The sequence below is a fragment of the Pseudomonas sp. PL-6 genome (assembly GCF_054110165.1).
Genome location: NZ_CM134189.1, coordinates 846,516 through 860,377, shown reverse-complemented (window position 1 = coordinate 860,377; position 13,862 = coordinate 846,516). Strand labels below are relative to the sequence as shown.

The window sequence follows — 13,862 nt, the reverse complement described above, 5'->3', positions numbered from 1 at the left end:
GCCATTGCGTTAGACTAGCCGCCTCGATCGACCGGACCCGCGCATGAGCGAAAGCCACGTCACCCAGTGCCCCCATTGCCGCACCAGCTTCCGCGTCAGCCAGGCGCAGCTGGCTGCCGCCCATGGCGCGGTGCGCTGCGGGGCCTGCCTGCACGTGTTCAACGCCGCGCAGCAGCTGTTCGGCACGCCCGGCGCAGCACCCAAGACCGTCCCGCCGGCAGCGTCCAACAATGCACAGACGGCGCCCGGCGAACCGGCCAAGGCCGCCGACGACACCCTGTGGATTCACGACGACCTCGACCTGGACAGCCTCGACCTGGACGAGGAGCTGGCCAAGCTGGAGGAGCAGGAACAGCAACTGTCGCAACGGTTCCTCGCCCTGGAGCGCGCCCCGCGCTACAACGAAGGCTTCGACAGCGACCAGCGTCCGAGCGACGAGCCGCACGACGAGGCCTGGACCGAAGCCCTGCTGCGCGACGAGCCGGTAAAGCGCGAGCGCGACAGCTTCGAGCTGCAGCCGAGCGAAGAGCAGCCTGAGCCCGCCGCCGCACCTGAGCCCAAAGCTGCCGTCGAGTTCGCCCCGCCCGTCACTGCCCGCAAGCAGCCCATCGCCGACGACTTCGACGAAACCAACGAGCCGCGCCTGGGTAATCTCGACGACCAACCTGACGAGCGAGAGCAACAGGGCGAAGATCGTTGCAGCGAGCGTGAAGAGCCCAAGGCAACGCGCAATGAGCCTGGTCTGCGCGAAGAACGCCTGTTCGAACTGGATGACGAACCCTTGCAACTCGACTGGCGCCAGCCACAGGGCATCGCCTGGGGGCGCCTGCTCGGCTGGGGCCTGCTCAACCTGCTGGCGGCCGGCGGTCTGCTGGCGCAATACGCTGCCTACAACTTCGACGAGCTGGCGCGCCAGGATCGCTACCGCCCCTGGTTCGAGCAGCTCTGCCCGAACGTCGGTTGCGAGTTGCCGTCGAAGGTCGATATCAGCCAGATCCGCAGCAGCAACCTGGTGGTGCGCAGCCACCCGGAGTTCTCCGGTGCGCTGATCGTCGATGCAATCCTCTACAACCGTGCGCCCTTCGCCCAACCCTTCCCACTGCTGGAAATGCGCTTCGCCGACCTCGGCGGACAACTGGTGGCCAGTCGCCGCTTCAAGCCCAGCGAATACCTCGCCGGCGAGCTGGCCGGGCAGAGCGAAATGCCGCCGCAGACGCCGATCCATATCTCCCTGGACATCCTCGACCCGGGCACCCGTGCGGTGAACTACAGCCTCAGTTTCCACTCCCCGGAATAGCCTGCAGGTGGCGCGACAACTGGCCGCAGGCCGCCTATCGAACTCTTGGCGATAAGCCCATAGCTGTTCAGAATTTGTTCAAAACAGCCTTTATCCGGTCATCCAGAGCGGGTATCATGCCCACCCTTTTGCGAGCACAGGCCCACCATTGTTTCCCCTGCGGAAACCGTGGAGGACAGCTGTTGATCGCCCCATTGTCTCAACTGCGAACCAACAAGCAGGGACGCCCCATGTCGGCCCCACGTATCGGCCCCTACACATTGCCCAATCGGTTGATCCTGGCCCCCATGGCCGGCGTCACCGATCGCCCGTTCCGCCAGCTGTGCCGCCGCCTCGGCGCCGGCCTGGTGGTGTCGGAGATGGTCACCAGCGATGTGCGCCTGTGGAACAGCCGCAAGTCCAGCCTGCGCCTGCTGCATGCCGGCGACCCCGAGCCGCGTTCGGTGCAGATCGCCGGCGGCGACCCGCAGATGCTCGCCGAAGCCGCGCGCAGGAACGTCGAGCTGGGTGCGCAGATCATCGACATCAACATGGGCTGCCCGGCCAAGAAGGTCTGCAACAAGGCCGCCGGCTCGGCCCTGCTGCGCGACGAGCCGCTGGTGCGCGAGATCCTCGAGGCGGTGGTCGGCGCGGTGGACGTGCCGGTGACCCTGAAGATCCGCACCGGCTGGGACCGGCAGAACAAGAACGGCATCACCGTAGCGAAGATCGCCGAGGATGCCGGCATCACCGCCCTCGCCGTGCATGGCCGCACCCGCGCCGACCTCTATACCGGCGAAGCCGAGTACGACACCATCGCCGCCATCAAGCAGGCGGTATCGATCCCGGTGTTCGCCAACGGCGACATCGACTCGCCGCAAAAAGCCCGCGCCGTGCTCGACGCCACCGGCGCCGATGCCTTGCTGATCGGTCGCGCCGCTCAGGGCCGGCCGTGGATATTCCGCGAGATCGAGCATTACCTGCGCACCGGCGAAATCCTCCCGGCGCCGAGCCTGCTCGAAGTGGAACGCATCCTGCTGGAACACCTGGCCGCACTGCACGCCTTCTATGGCGACCTGATGGGCGTGCGCATCGCCCGCAAGCATGTCGGCTGGTATCTCGCAACCCTGCCGGGCGCCAGGGAGTTTCGCGCCCAATTCAACCGTCTGGACAGTACGGACGCACAGTGCGCCCAGGTTCGCGCGTTTTTCCGCGAACGGCACAACGATGGAAACGAGGTGGCCGCATGACGTTGATGACAGAGACCTTAGTGAGTGGAACCGCACCCGTGAGTGACAACACCAGCCTTAAACAGCACCTGAGCACGCCAAGCGACGAGGGCCAGACCCTACGTGGCGCGGTGGAGAAGGCGCTGCACAACTATTTCGCCCATCTCGAGGGCGCGGACGTCACCGACGTGTACAACCTGGTGCTCACCGAAGTGGAAGCGCCGCTGCTGGAAACCGTCATGAATTACGTGAAGGGTAACCAGACCAAGGCCTCCGAGCTGCTCGGGCTGAACCGCGGCACCCTGCGCAAGAAGCTCAAGCAGTACGACCTGCTGTAAGCGAATCCCCGGGAAAGGGCGGCCGAGTGCCGCCTTTTTTCACTGTTCTCCTGTTCCGATGGACTTTGCCATGACCGACCAGACCACCCGCCTCCCCGTTCGCCGCGCCCTGATCAGCGTCTCCGACAAGACCGGCATCCTCGAGTTCGCCCGCGAACTGGCCGCCCTCGGTGTCGAGATCCTCTCCACCGGCGGCACCTACAAGCTGCTCAAGGACAACGGCGTGGCCGCGGTCGAGGTCGCCGATTACACCGGCTTCCCGGAAATGATGGACGGCCGGGTGAAGACCCTGCACCCGAAGATCCATGGCGGCATCCTCGGCCGGCGCGCCCTCGACGGCGCGGTGATGGACGAGCACGGCATCAAGCCGATCGACCTGGTGGCGGTCAACCTCTACCCCTTCGAAGCCACCGTGGCCAAGCCCGATTGCGACCTGGCCGACGCCATCGAAAACATCGACATCGGCGGCCCGACCATGGTCCGCAGCGCCGCGAAGAACCACAAAGACGTGGCTATCGTGGTCAACACCGGCGACTACGCCGGCATCGTGGAAAGCCTGAAGGCCGGCGGCCTGAGCTACGCCCAGCGTTTCGACCTGGCGCTCAAGGCCTTCGAGCACACCGCCGCCTACGACGGCATGATCGCCAACTACCTGGGCACCATCGACCAGGCCCGCGACACCCTGTCCACCGAAGGCCGTGGCGCCTTCCCGCGCACCTTCAACAGCCAGTTCGTCAAGGCCCAGGAAATGCGCTACGGCGAAAACCCGCACCAGAGCGCGGCGTTCTACGTCGAGGCGAAGAAGGGCGAGGCCAGCGTCTCCACCGCTGTCCAGCTACAGGGCAAGGAGCTGTCGTTCAACAACGTCGCCGACACCGACGCCGCGCTGGAGTGCGTGAAGAGCTTCGTCAAGCCGGCCTGCGTCATCGTCAAGCACGCCAACCCCTGCGGCGTGGCCGTGGTCCCGGAAGACGAGGGCGGCATCCGCAAGGCCTACGACCTGGCCTACGCCACCGATACCGAATCCGCGTTCGGCGGCATCATCGCCTTCAACCGCGAGCTGGATGGCGAAACCGCCAAGGCAATCGTCGAGCGCCAGTTCGTCGAAGTGATTATCGCCCCCCAGATTTCTGCAGAGGCCCGTGAAGTGGTGGCCGCCAAGGCCAACGTACGCCTGCTCGAGTGCGGCCAGTGGCCGGCCGAACGCGCCGCTGGCTGGGACTTCAAGCGGGTCAACGGCGGCCTGCTGGTGCAGAGCCGCGATATCGGCATGATCGCAGCAAGCGACCTGAAGATCGTCACCCAGCGCGCACCGAGCGAGCAGGAAATCCACGACCTGATCTTCGCCTGGAAAGTGGCCAAGTTCGTCAAATCCAACGCCATCGTCTACGCCAAGAACCGCCAGACCGTCGGCGTCGGCGCCGGCCAGATGAGCCGCGTCAACTCCGCGCGTATCGCCGCGATCAAGGCCGAGCACGCCGGCCTGCAGGTGCAGGGCGCAGTGATGGCCTCCGACGCCTTCTTCCCGTTCCGCGACGGCATCGACAACGCCGCCAAGGCCGGTATCACCGCGGTGATCCAGCCGGGTGGCTCGATGCGCGACAACGAAGTGATCGCCGCGGCCGACGAAGCCGGCATTGCCATGGTATTCACCGGCATGCGCCACTTCAGGCACTGAAATCGGCCGCACTGAAACCGGCATCTGCGTTGTTGCCCCGGGTTCCGCCAATGCTCATTGCCAATAGGCAACTCCGCTTGTCGAAACCCGTGGCGCCTAGCATCTACCGGCTTCATCGCGACCTCGAAATTCGTAGGGTGGATAACGCTTTTCTTATCCACCAACCGGGCCACCGGCCCGCCTCCACAAGGAGACAGACATGAACGTACTGATCATTGGCAGCGGCGGTCGTGAACACGCCCTGGCCTGGAAAGTGGCGCAGGATCCGCGCGTCGAGAAAGTCTTCGTCGCCCCGGGCAACGCCGGCACTGCGGTGGAAGCCAAATGCGAGAACGTCGCTATCGACGTGCTGGCCATCGAGCAGCTGGCCGACTTCGCCGAGCAGAACGTGCAGCTGACCATAGTCGGCCCCGAGGCGCCGCTGGTGAAGGGCGTGGTCGATCTGTTCCGCTCGCGCGGCCTGGACATCTTCGGCCCCACCGCAGCCGCCGCCCAACTGGAAGGCTCCAAGGCCTTCACCAAGGACTTCCTGGCGCGCCATCAGATCCCCACCGCCGATTACCAGAACTTCACCGAGATCGAGCCGGCCCTGGCCTACCTGCGCGAGAAGGGTGCACCGATCGTGATCAAGGCCGACGGCCTGGCCGCGGGCAAGGGCGTGATAGTCGCCATGACCCTCGAAGAGGCCGAGGCCGCCGTGCGCGACATGCTCGCCGGCAATGCCTTCGGCGACGCCGGTTCGCGGGTGGTGATCGAAGAGTTCCTCGACGGCGAAGAAGCTTCCTTTATCGTCATGGTCGACGGCGAGCACGTGCTGCCGATGGCCACCAGCCAGGACCACAAGCGCGTCGGCGACGGCGACAGCGGTCCCAACACCGGCGGCATGGGCGCCTACTCGCCGGCGCCGGTGGTCACCGCTGAGGTGCACCAGCGGGTGATGGACGAGGTGATCTACCCCACCGTGCGCGGCATGGCCAGCGAAGGCAACGTTTACACCGGCTTCCTCTACGCCGGGCTGATGATCGACAAGGCCGGCGCGCCGAAGGTCATCGAGTTCAACTGCCGCTTCGGCGACCCGGAAACCCAGCCGATCATGTGCCGCCTGGAAAGCTCCCTGGTGCTGCTGGTCGAGGCCGCACTGGCCAAGGCGCTGGACAAGGTCGAGGCGACCTGGGATCCGCGCCCCACCGTGGGTGTGGTGCTGGCCGCCGGCGGCTACCCCGGCGACTACGCCAAGGGCGAGGTGATCGAGGGTCTGGACGAGGCCGCCAAGCTCGACGGCAAGGTGTTCCACGCCGGTACCGCGCTGAAGGATGGCCAGATCGTCACCGCCGGCGGTCGCGTACTGTGCGCCACCGCCATCGGCGCCAGCGTCGCCGATGCCCAGCAGCAGGCCTACCGCCTGGCCGAGAAGATCCGCTGGAACGGCATGTTCCACCGCCACGACATCGGCTACCGCGCCATCGCCCGCGAGCGCGGCGAAGGCTGATCGCCGCCAGGGCATATGCCGCAGGCCCGCGGCTGCCAGGGACGGCAGGTCACAAAAAAACGTCTGGAGCGTTTTTTGACGTCGCTGGCGACGGCCCGCAGGGTGGCTGCCAGGGATGGCAGGCCACAAAAACGCCGGGAGCGTTTTTGCGCGCAAGCCCCGAAGGGGTGAAGCACATGGATGTGCTGAGCACAAAAATGCCCACCTACGCCATATTCTCCCGGACAAATGCTTGGCTATAATCCGGCCACTCATTTAGAAGGGATTTGCCCGTGCACCGGCTCAGGATTGCCATCGGATTACTCGCCTGCTTGCTGCTGCTCGGCCTCAACCTGACAGCCAGCGCCGGCACCGTTCCGACCACAAGCCCTCAGAGCTGGTCCTACCTGATCGACGCCAGCGCCCGCCTGGGCCTGGAAGAAGTGCGCGCCCAGCGCCAGCAGTTCAAGCCGCTCAGTAAACAATCCTTCACCTTCCCGCCCAGCCAGCATGCCGTCTGGCTGCGCGCCGAGTTGCCGCCACAGAACCAGCCCACCTGGCTCTGGGTATTCTCGCCACGGGTGCAGTTCCTCGATTACTACCTGCTGAAAGACGGCCAGCTGGAGCAGAATCTGCACACCGGCGAGGCCATGCCGCTGGACTCACGCCCGCTGCCCTCGCGCTTCTACCTGATGCCGCTGCCCAACGACGGCCAGCCTCGCGTCGCCTACGTACGGCTGACCTCCAACCACCCGCTGATGACCTGGTTCAAGGTGATGGACCAGGCCGAGCTGGTCAGCCTGGAAAAGCCCGCCTACCTGTTCGGCGCGCTGTTCGGCGCGCTGCTGCTGCTGACCCTGTACAACCTCATCCGCTTCCTCTACAGCCGCAGCGCCAGCAGCCTGTGGCTGGCCGGGGTGAACATCGGCCTGGCGGTATGCTCCTCGGCCAACCTCGGCGTCTTCGCCCAGTGGCTGCCGAGCCTGAGCCACAACCAGTCGCTGATCGCCGACCTCTCGGCGCTGTTCGCCGCCTTCAGCGGCCTGGCCTTCGCCCTCAGTTTCGTCCGCGGCACGCCGGTACAGGCCAGCCTGCTCAACCGCCTGCTGCAGGGCAACGCCTTGCTGCTGCTGGCCTACGCCCTGTGCGTCAGCATCACCGGGCTGTTCTGGTACAGCTCGCTGGTCTACCTGCTGGTGGCGCTGAGCACCCTCAACCTGCTGCTGGTCGGCAGCCTGCACTGGCGCGCCGGTTACCAGCCGGCGCGGCTGATCGCCTTGGGCATGCTGGTGTTCAACCTGGGCTTCGGTTTCTTCATTCCGGTACTGCTGGGTTACGACCAGCTCAACCCCGGCTGGCTGGTGCTCGGCGTGTTCAGCGTCGCCACCCTGGCCGGGCTGATCCTCAGCGTGTCACTGACCGAACGTCAGCGGCAGATCCAACTCGACACCCTGCAGGAGCGCACCGCGCTGGCCGCCAGCAGCGCCGAACTGCGGGCCAAGGCCGAGTTCCTGGCCAAGATCAGCCACGAGATCCGCACGCCAATGAACGGCGTGCTGGGCATGACCGAGTTGTTGCTGGGCACGCCGCTGTCGGCCAAGCAGCGTGACTATGTGCAGACCATCCACAGCTCGGGCAACGAGCTGCTCACCCTGATCAACGAGATTCTCGACATTTCCAAGCTGGAATCCGGGCAGATCGAGCTGGACGACGTGCAGTTCGACCTCGGCGCGCTGATCGAGGACTGCCTGGATATCTTCCGTGCCAAGGCCGAGCAGCAGCGGGTGGAGCTGATCAGTTTCATCCAGCCGCAGGTGCCGCGGGTGATCAGCGGCGACCCCACGCGTCTGCGCCAGGCCCTGCTCAGCCTGCTCGACAATGCCTTCAAGCAGACCGACGAAGGCGAGATCCTGCTGGTGGCGGCGCTGGACAGCAGCGATGACCAGCACCGCCTGCGCATCGCCGTGCAGGACAGCGGCCGCCCGCTGCTGGCCGAGGAGCGCGACGCCCTGCTCAACGCCGAGCTGCACAGCAAGGACTTCCTCGCCGCCACCCGCCTCGGCGGGCGCCTGGGCCTGATCATCGCCCGTCAGCTGGTGCGCCTGATGGGCGGCGAGTTCGGCATCCAGGGCAGCGGCAACCAGGGCTCGACCCTGTGGCTGACCCTGCCGCTGGACGCCGCCCGCCTGCAACAGCCCGAAGCCGATCTGGACAGCCCGCTGCAGGGTGCGCGCCTGCTGGTGGTGGACGACAACGACACCTGCCGCAAGGTCCTGGTGCAGCAGTGCAACGCCTGGGGCCTGCAGGTCAGCGCCGTGCCCTCGGGTAAGGAAGCCCTGGCTCTGCTGCGCACCAAGGCGCATATGCGCGAATACTTCGACGCGGTGCTGCTCGACCAGGACATGCCCGGCATGACCGGCATGCAGCTGGCGGCCAAGATCAAGGAAGACCCCAGCCTCAACCACGACATCCTGATCATCATGCTCACCGGCATCAGCAACGCGCCGAGCAAGGTGATCGCGCGCAACGCCGGGATCAAGCGCATCCTGGCCAAGCCGGTGGCCGGCTACACGCTGAAGACCACCCTGGCCGACGAGCTGGTCCAGCGCCCCAACGACAACCAGGTGCAGGCCGCACCGACCCCGGTGAGCGCGCCGCTGGAGGTGCCCGGCGACTTCCGCATCCTGGTGGCCGAGGACAACAGCATTTCCACCAAGGTGATCCGCGGCATGCTCGGCAAGCTCAACCTGCAGCCGGACACCGCCAGCAACGGCGAGGAAGCCCTCAGCGCGATGAAGGCGCAGCACTACGACCTGGTGCTGATGGACTGCGAGATGCCGGTGCTCGACGGTTTCTCCGCCACCGAACAGCTGCGCGCCTGGGAGGCCGCCGAACATCGTCCACGCACGCCGGTGGTGGCGCTCACCGCGCATATCCTGAGCGAACACAAGGAACGCGCGCGCGCCGTGGGCATGGACGGCCACATGTCCAAGCCTGTGGAACTGTCGCAATTGCGCGAGCTGATCGAGCACTGGATCGCCGAGCGCGAACTGCGCCGCCAGCGTGACGCGCTGCCACACTGATCGTCTCCTTTACCCCCAGTTTTCTGCGAGCCTGCCGCCATGGCCTCCGAGTTGTTCAGCCTGTACCTGAAGATGCTGGTGCTCTACAGCCCCTTCTTCGTGCTGTCGTGCTTTATCGGCCTGAGCCGCGGCTACACCCTCAAGGAGCGCAAGCGCCTGGCCTGGAAGGTGGCGCTGGCCACGCTGATCGCCAGCGTGCTGCTGTACCTGTTCGGCAAGCACATCTTCACCCTGTTCGGCATCACCATCGACGCCTTCCGCATCGGTGCGGGCAGCGTGCTGTTCATCTCCGCGCTGGGCATGGCCCAGGGCAAGCCGGCGGTGCAGAGCGACAACGTGCAGCAGGACGTCACCATAGTGCCGCTGACCATTCCCATCACCGTCGGCCCCGGCACCATCGGCGCCCTGCTGCTGATGGGCGCCAGCCAGCCGCACTGGGACGACAAGCTGGTGGCGGTGGCGGCGATCTTCCTCGCCAGCCTCACCGTCGGCGTGGTGCTCTATCTGTCCAACCAGTTCGAGCGCCTGCTCGGCGACCAGGGCCTGCAGATCGTCAGCCGTCTGATGGGCCTGTTCGTCTGTGCCCTGGCCGCGCAGATCATCTTTACCGGGGTGAAGAATTACCTGGTGCCCTGAGACGGCGAGCTTCGAACCCTCGGTGCGCACGGCGCCCCCTACCTACCGAAAGCCTGCAGGCCCTACGACCCTGTAGGTGCGCTGTGCGCACCAGCCGTTCCCTGCACCATCCGCTTGCAGCGCGGCCCCACCAAGGTGCACCTCTCCTCGACAGCGCCCCGTTCGCAGCGCGAAAAATAACCTAACCATATGAAATAAAAGACTTTATAAGAACTGGCACCCTCATTGCTCTGCTGACTCCAACTTGGATACAAGATGGGATCTCAGCGCATGTCCAACGCTCCGCTCGCCTTCACCCTCACCGACTGGCAACAGACCTACCGCGACGGCCAATCCCCTGCCGAACTGCTGCACGCCCTGCGCCTGGAACTGCGCACCGATGACAGCGCCTGGATCGCCCTGGCCAGCGAAGCTCAGCTCGACGATCAACTAGTGGCCCTGGCAGCCGCACTGCAAGCCGCCGACGGCGATATCGGGAAGCTGCCGTTGTACGGTGTGCCCTTCGCCATCAAGGACAATATCGACGCCGCCGGCTGGCCCACCACCGCCGCCTGCCCCGAGTTCGCCTACCGCGCCGAGGCCGATGCCACAGTGGTCGCCCGCCTGCGCGCCGCTGGCGCCATCGTCATCGGCAAGACCAACCTCGATCAGTTCGCCACCGGCCTGGTCGGCACCCGCTCGCCCCATGGCGCGGTGCCCAACAGCTTCAACCCGGCTTACGTCAGCGGCGGTTCCAGCTCCGGCTCGGCCAGCGTGGTCGCCCGTGGCCTGGTGCCCTTCGCGCTGGGCACCGACACTGCCGGCTCCGGCCGCGTGCCGGCCGGCTTCAACAATATCGTCGGACTCAAGCCGACCAAGGGCTGGCTGCCGAATACCGGTCTGGTGCCGGCCTGCAAGACCCTGGACTGCATCTCGGTGTTCGCCCTGACCGTGGCCGACGCCCTGGCCGTGGCCACTATCGCCGGTGGCTACGACGCCGCCGATCCCTACAGCCGCAACAACCCACACAGCGCCAAGGTCGGCATGCCGACCCAGCCGCGCCTGGCGGTGCCGGCCAACCCGGAATTCTTCGGCGACGTGCAGAACCAGGCCGTCTACGAAACTGCGCTGGGCAAGCTGCGCGAACTGGGCGCCGAGCTGGTGGAGATCGATTTCGCCCCCTTCCGCCAGCTGGCCGAGCAGCTCTACCAGGGCTCCTGGGTCGCCGAGCGCACCGTCGCGGTGGAAGGCGTGAACCCCGAACATATCAATCCGGTGGTGCGCGGCATCGTCGCCAATGGTCACAAGTACAGCGCCTGCGACGCCTACAAGGCCGAATATGTCCGCGCCGAGCTGAGCCGCCGCATCAACGATGCCCTGGGCGGCTTCGATGCTCTGGTAGTGCCCACCTCGCCGACCATTCGCACGCTGGCCGAGATGGAAGCAGAACCCGTGCTGTTCAACAGCCAGTTCGGCACCTACACCAACTTCACCAATCTCGCCGACCTGTCTGCCCTGGCCGTACCCGCCGGTTTTCGCGAGGACGGTCTGCCGGCCGGCATCACCCTGCTCGCCCCGGCCTGGCGTGACCAGGCCCTGGCGGCCCTCGGCCGGCGCTGGCAGCAGGCACTCAAACTGCCGCTGGGCGCTACCGGCAAGCCGCTGCCGGTGCAAGCGTCGAGCGACAAACCCGCACCTGGCAGCATCCGCGTCGCCGTGGTCGGCGCGCACCTGACCGGCATGCCGCTGAACTTCCAGCTCACCAGCCGCGATGCCGTGCTGGTGGAGCAGACCACCAGTGCCGCGCATTACCGCCTGTATGCCCTGCCCGGCAGCGTGCCGCCCAAACCGGGCCTGGCACGGGTCGCCGAGGACGGCGCCGAGATCATCGTCGAGCTGTGGGACGTGCCGCAGGCGCGCTTCGGCGAATTCGTCGCCGAAATCCCGCCACCGCTGGGCATCGGCAACCTGCAGCTGGCCGACGGCCGCTGGGTCAAGGGCTTCATCTGCGAGCCCTACGCGCTGGATGGCGCGCGCGATATCACCAGCTTCGCTGGCTGGCGCGCCTTTATCGCCAGCACCCGGGCCTGAGCACACGCATGCCGCGCGCCGTTTCACGCCCACAGAGTCTGGCCGAACGCATCTACGCCCAGCTCAAGGACGACATCTTCGAGTTCCGCCTGATGCCCGGCGAGCGCTTCTCCGAGGGCGAGGTGGCCGAGCGCGTCGCCGCCAGCCGTACGCCGGTGCGCCAGGCCCTGCATCGCCTGCAACGCGAGGGTTTTCTCGAGGTGCACTTTCGCAGCGGCTGGCAGGTACGCCCACTGGACTTCGCCCACTTCGACGAACTCTACGAGCTGCGCGTCGTCCTCGAACTCGAAGCCGTACGCCGGCTGTGCCAGCGACCCAGCGACGAACAGCCTGCTGCACTGAAGGCGCTCGAGTGCACCTGGTTGGTGCGTAAAGAGGCGCAATTGCAGGACGGCGCCGCCGTTTCACGCCTCGACGAGGCCTTCCATTGCCAATTGCTGGAGGCCGCCGGCAATCGCGAGATGGCCCGTGTGCACCGCGACGTCAGCGAGAAGATCCGCATTCTAAGGCGCCTGGATTTCACCCAGGCGCAGCGCATCGAGCTGACCTACGCCGAACACGGGGAAATTCTCCAAGCGATCCTGACTCGTCGCTCAGAAGAGGCACAGCATTTGCTCAAGAGCCATATAGAGGTCAGCCAGGCGGAGGTGCACAGCATCACCTTGCACAGGCTGTACGGCGCTCGCCAAGGCGTGCAGCCACTGCCGGAATAACCGGGCCATGACCTTCACTGCATGACCAATAACAACGCCGTCCACTTACTCACATCCGTGAATGGAGATCGCACCATGCAACGTCGCAGCCTGATCAAGGCCTTCACCCTTTCCGCTTCCATCGCCGCCATGGGCATGACCTGGACCGTGCAGGCCGCCGAGACCATCAAGGTCGGCATCCTGCATTCGTTGTCCGGCACCATGGCGATCTCCGAAACCTCGCTGAAAGACATGGCGCTGATGACCATCGACGAGATCAACGCCAAGGGCGGCGTGCTCGGCAAGCAGCTCGAGCCGGTGGTGGTCGACCCGGCGTCGAACTGGCCGCTGTTCGCCGAGCGTGGCCGCCAGCTGCTGACCCAGGACAAGGTCGCGGTGACCTTCGGCTGCTGGACCAGCGTGTCGCGAAAATCCGTGCTGCCGGTCTATGAAGAACTCAACGGCCTGCTGTTCTACCCGGTGCAGTACGAAGGCGAAGAGCTGTCGCCCAACGTGTTCTACACCGGCGCGGCGCCAAACCAGCAGGCCATCCCGGCGGTCGAGTACCTGATGAGCGAGGACGGCGGCGCCGCCAAGCGCTTCTTCCTGCTCGGCACCGACTACGTCTACCCGCGCACCACCAACAAGATCCTGCGCGCCTTCCTGATCAGCAAGCGCGTCGACGAGAAGGATATCGAAGAGGTCTACACCCCCTTCGGCCACAGCGACTATCAAACCATCGTCGCCAACATCAAGAAGTTCTCCGCCGGCGGCAAGACCGCGGTGATCTCCACCGTCAACGGCGACTCCAACGTGCCCTTCTACAAGGAACTGGCCAACCAGGGCCTGGAAGCCACCGACGTGCCGGTGGTGGCCTTCTCGGTGGGCGAGGAAGAACTGCGCGGCATCGACACCAAGCCGCTGGTCGGCCACCTGGCCGCCTGGAACTACTTCCAGTCGGTGGAAAATCCGGTCAACGACGCCTTCGTCGCCAAGTGGAAGGCCTATGCCAAGGCCAAGAACCTGCCGGGCGCCGACAAGGCGGTGACCAACGACCCGATGGAAGCCACCTATGTCGGCATCCATATGTGGGCCCAGGCCGTGGAGAAAGCCGGCACCACCGAGGTGGACAAGGTGCGCGAGGCCCTTTACGGCCAGACCTTCGAGGCGCCCTCCGGCTACACCCTGACCATGGACAAGAGCAACCATCACCTGCACAAGCCGGTGATGATCGGCGAGATCCAGGAGGACGGGCAGTTCTCGGTGGTCTGGGAAACCGACAGCCCGATCCGCGCCCAGCCGTGGAGCCCCTATATCGAGGGTAACGACAAGAAGCCGGATTACGCGGTGAAGTCGAACTAAGGCAAAAGCCCCTCTCCCCGGCGCCCCGGC

The 13,862-nt window shown here is 65.8% G+C and carries 10 protein-coding genes; all 10 read left to right on the top strand.

Annotated features, from left to right (window positions below; all coding sequences use genetic code 11):
• The first annotated feature begins 43 nt into the window (after nucleotides 1-43).
• The 10 genes from ACW9UL_RS03805 (at nucleotide 44) to urtA (ending at nucleotide 13,832) form a co-directional block, all read left to right on the top strand.
• Complete coding sequence (locus ACW9UL_RS03805) at nucleotides 44-1,297, top strand: DUF3426 domain-containing protein (RefSeq protein WP_457788979.1); 1,254 nt, start codon at nucleotides 44-46, stop codon at nucleotides 1,295-1,297.
• A gap of 230 nt (nucleotides 1,298-1,527) precedes the next feature.
• Entirely contained in the window at nucleotides 1,528-2,526 is a 999-nt protein-coding gene (gene dusB / locus ACW9UL_RS03800; RefSeq protein ID WP_457788977.1) for a tRNA dihydrouridine synthase DusB, read from the top strand.
• Nucleotides 2,523-2,843, top strand: a complete 321-nt coding sequence (gene fis / locus ACW9UL_RS03795) for a DNA-binding transcriptional regulator Fis (protein WP_031302786.1) — start codon at nucleotides 2,523-2,525, stop codon at nucleotides 2,841-2,843. The genes dusB and fis overlap by 4 nt, the downstream gene beginning before the upstream one ends.
• Nucleotides 2,844-2,913: 70 nt before the next feature.
• Nucleotides 2,914-4,521, top strand: a complete 1,608-nt coding sequence (gene purH / locus ACW9UL_RS03790) for a bifunctional phosphoribosylaminoimidazolecarboxamide formyltransferase/IMP cyclohydrolase (protein ID WP_457788975.1) — start codon at nucleotides 2,914-2,916, stop codon at nucleotides 4,519-4,521.
• A gap of 199 nt (nucleotides 4,522-4,720) precedes the next feature.
• Nucleotides 4,721-6,010 carry a phosphoribosylamine--glycine ligase gene (purD, locus tag ACW9UL_RS03785; RefSeq protein WP_457788973.1) on the top strand — a complete coding sequence of 430 codons (1,290 nt, stop codon included), beginning with the start codon at nucleotides 4,721-4,723 and terminating at the stop codon, nucleotides 6,008-6,010.
• Nucleotides 6,011-6,282: 272 nt separating this feature from the next.
• Nucleotides 6,283-9,072: a hybrid sensor histidine kinase/response regulator gene (locus ACW9UL_RS03780; protein ID WP_457788970.1), complete on the top strand. Its 2,790-nt coding sequence runs from the start codon at nucleotides 6,283-6,285 to the stop codon at nucleotides 9,070-9,072.
• Nucleotides 9,073-9,111: 39 nt separating this feature from the next.
• On the top strand, nucleotides 9,112-9,708 hold the full coding sequence (gene tspR, locus ACW9UL_RS03775; protein ID WP_457788967.1) for a type III secretion system genes modulator TspR: 597 nt from the start codon (nucleotides 9,112-9,114) through the stop codon (nucleotides 9,706-9,708).
• Between the two features lie 270 nt (nucleotides 9,709-9,978).
• Nucleotides 9,979-11,778: an allophanate hydrolase gene (gene atzF, locus ACW9UL_RS03770; protein ID WP_457788965.1), complete on the top strand. Its 1,800-nt coding sequence runs from the start codon at nucleotides 9,979-9,981 to the stop codon at nucleotides 11,776-11,778.
• A gap of 8 nt (nucleotides 11,779-11,786) precedes the next feature.
• A complete protein-coding gene (locus ACW9UL_RS03765; RefSeq protein WP_457788962.1) occupies nucleotides 11,787-12,491 on the top strand; it encodes a GntR family transcriptional regulator in 705 nt (234 codons plus the stop codon).
• Between the two features lie 75 nt (nucleotides 12,492-12,566).
• Nucleotides 12,567-13,832 carry an urea ABC transporter substrate-binding protein gene (urtA, locus tag ACW9UL_RS03760; RefSeq protein ID WP_457788960.1) on the top strand — a complete coding sequence of 422 codons (1,266 nt, stop codon included), beginning with the start codon at nucleotides 12,567-12,569 and terminating at the stop codon, nucleotides 13,830-13,832.
• Nucleotides 13,833-13,862 lie beyond the last annotated feature (30 nt).

Coding starts and splice junctions, on each gene's coding strand:
- purD (WP_457788973.1), top strand. CDS start 4,721: ATGAACGTACTGATCATTGGCAGCGGCGGTCGTGAACACGCCCTGGCC.
- tspR (WP_457788967.1), top strand. CDS start 9,112: ATGGCCTCCGAGTTGTTCAGCCTGTACCTGAAGATGCTGGTGCTCTAC.
- urtA (WP_457788960.1), top strand. CDS start 12,567: ATGCAACGTCGCAGCCTGATCAAGGCCTTCACCCTTTCCGCTTCCATC.
- atzF (WP_457788965.1), top strand. CDS start 9,979: ATGTCCAACGCTCCGCTCGCCTTCACCCTCACCGACTGGCAACAGACC.
- ACW9UL_RS03805 (WP_457788979.1), top strand. CDS start 44: ATGAGCGAAAGCCACGTCACCCAGTGCCCCCATTGCCGCACCAGCTTC.
- fis (WP_031302786.1), top strand. CDS start 2,523: ATGACGTTGATGACAGAGACCTTAGTGAGTGGAACCGCACCCGTGAGT.
- purH (WP_457788975.1), top strand. CDS start 2,914: ATGACCGACCAGACCACCCGCCTCCCCGTTCGCCGCGCCCTGATCAGC.
- ACW9UL_RS03765 (WP_457788962.1), top strand. CDS start 11,787: ATGCCGCGCGCCGTTTCACGCCCACAGAGTCTGGCCGAACGCATCTAC.
- dusB (WP_457788977.1), top strand. CDS start 1,528: ATGTCGGCCCCACGTATCGGCCCCTACACATTGCCCAATCGGTTGATC.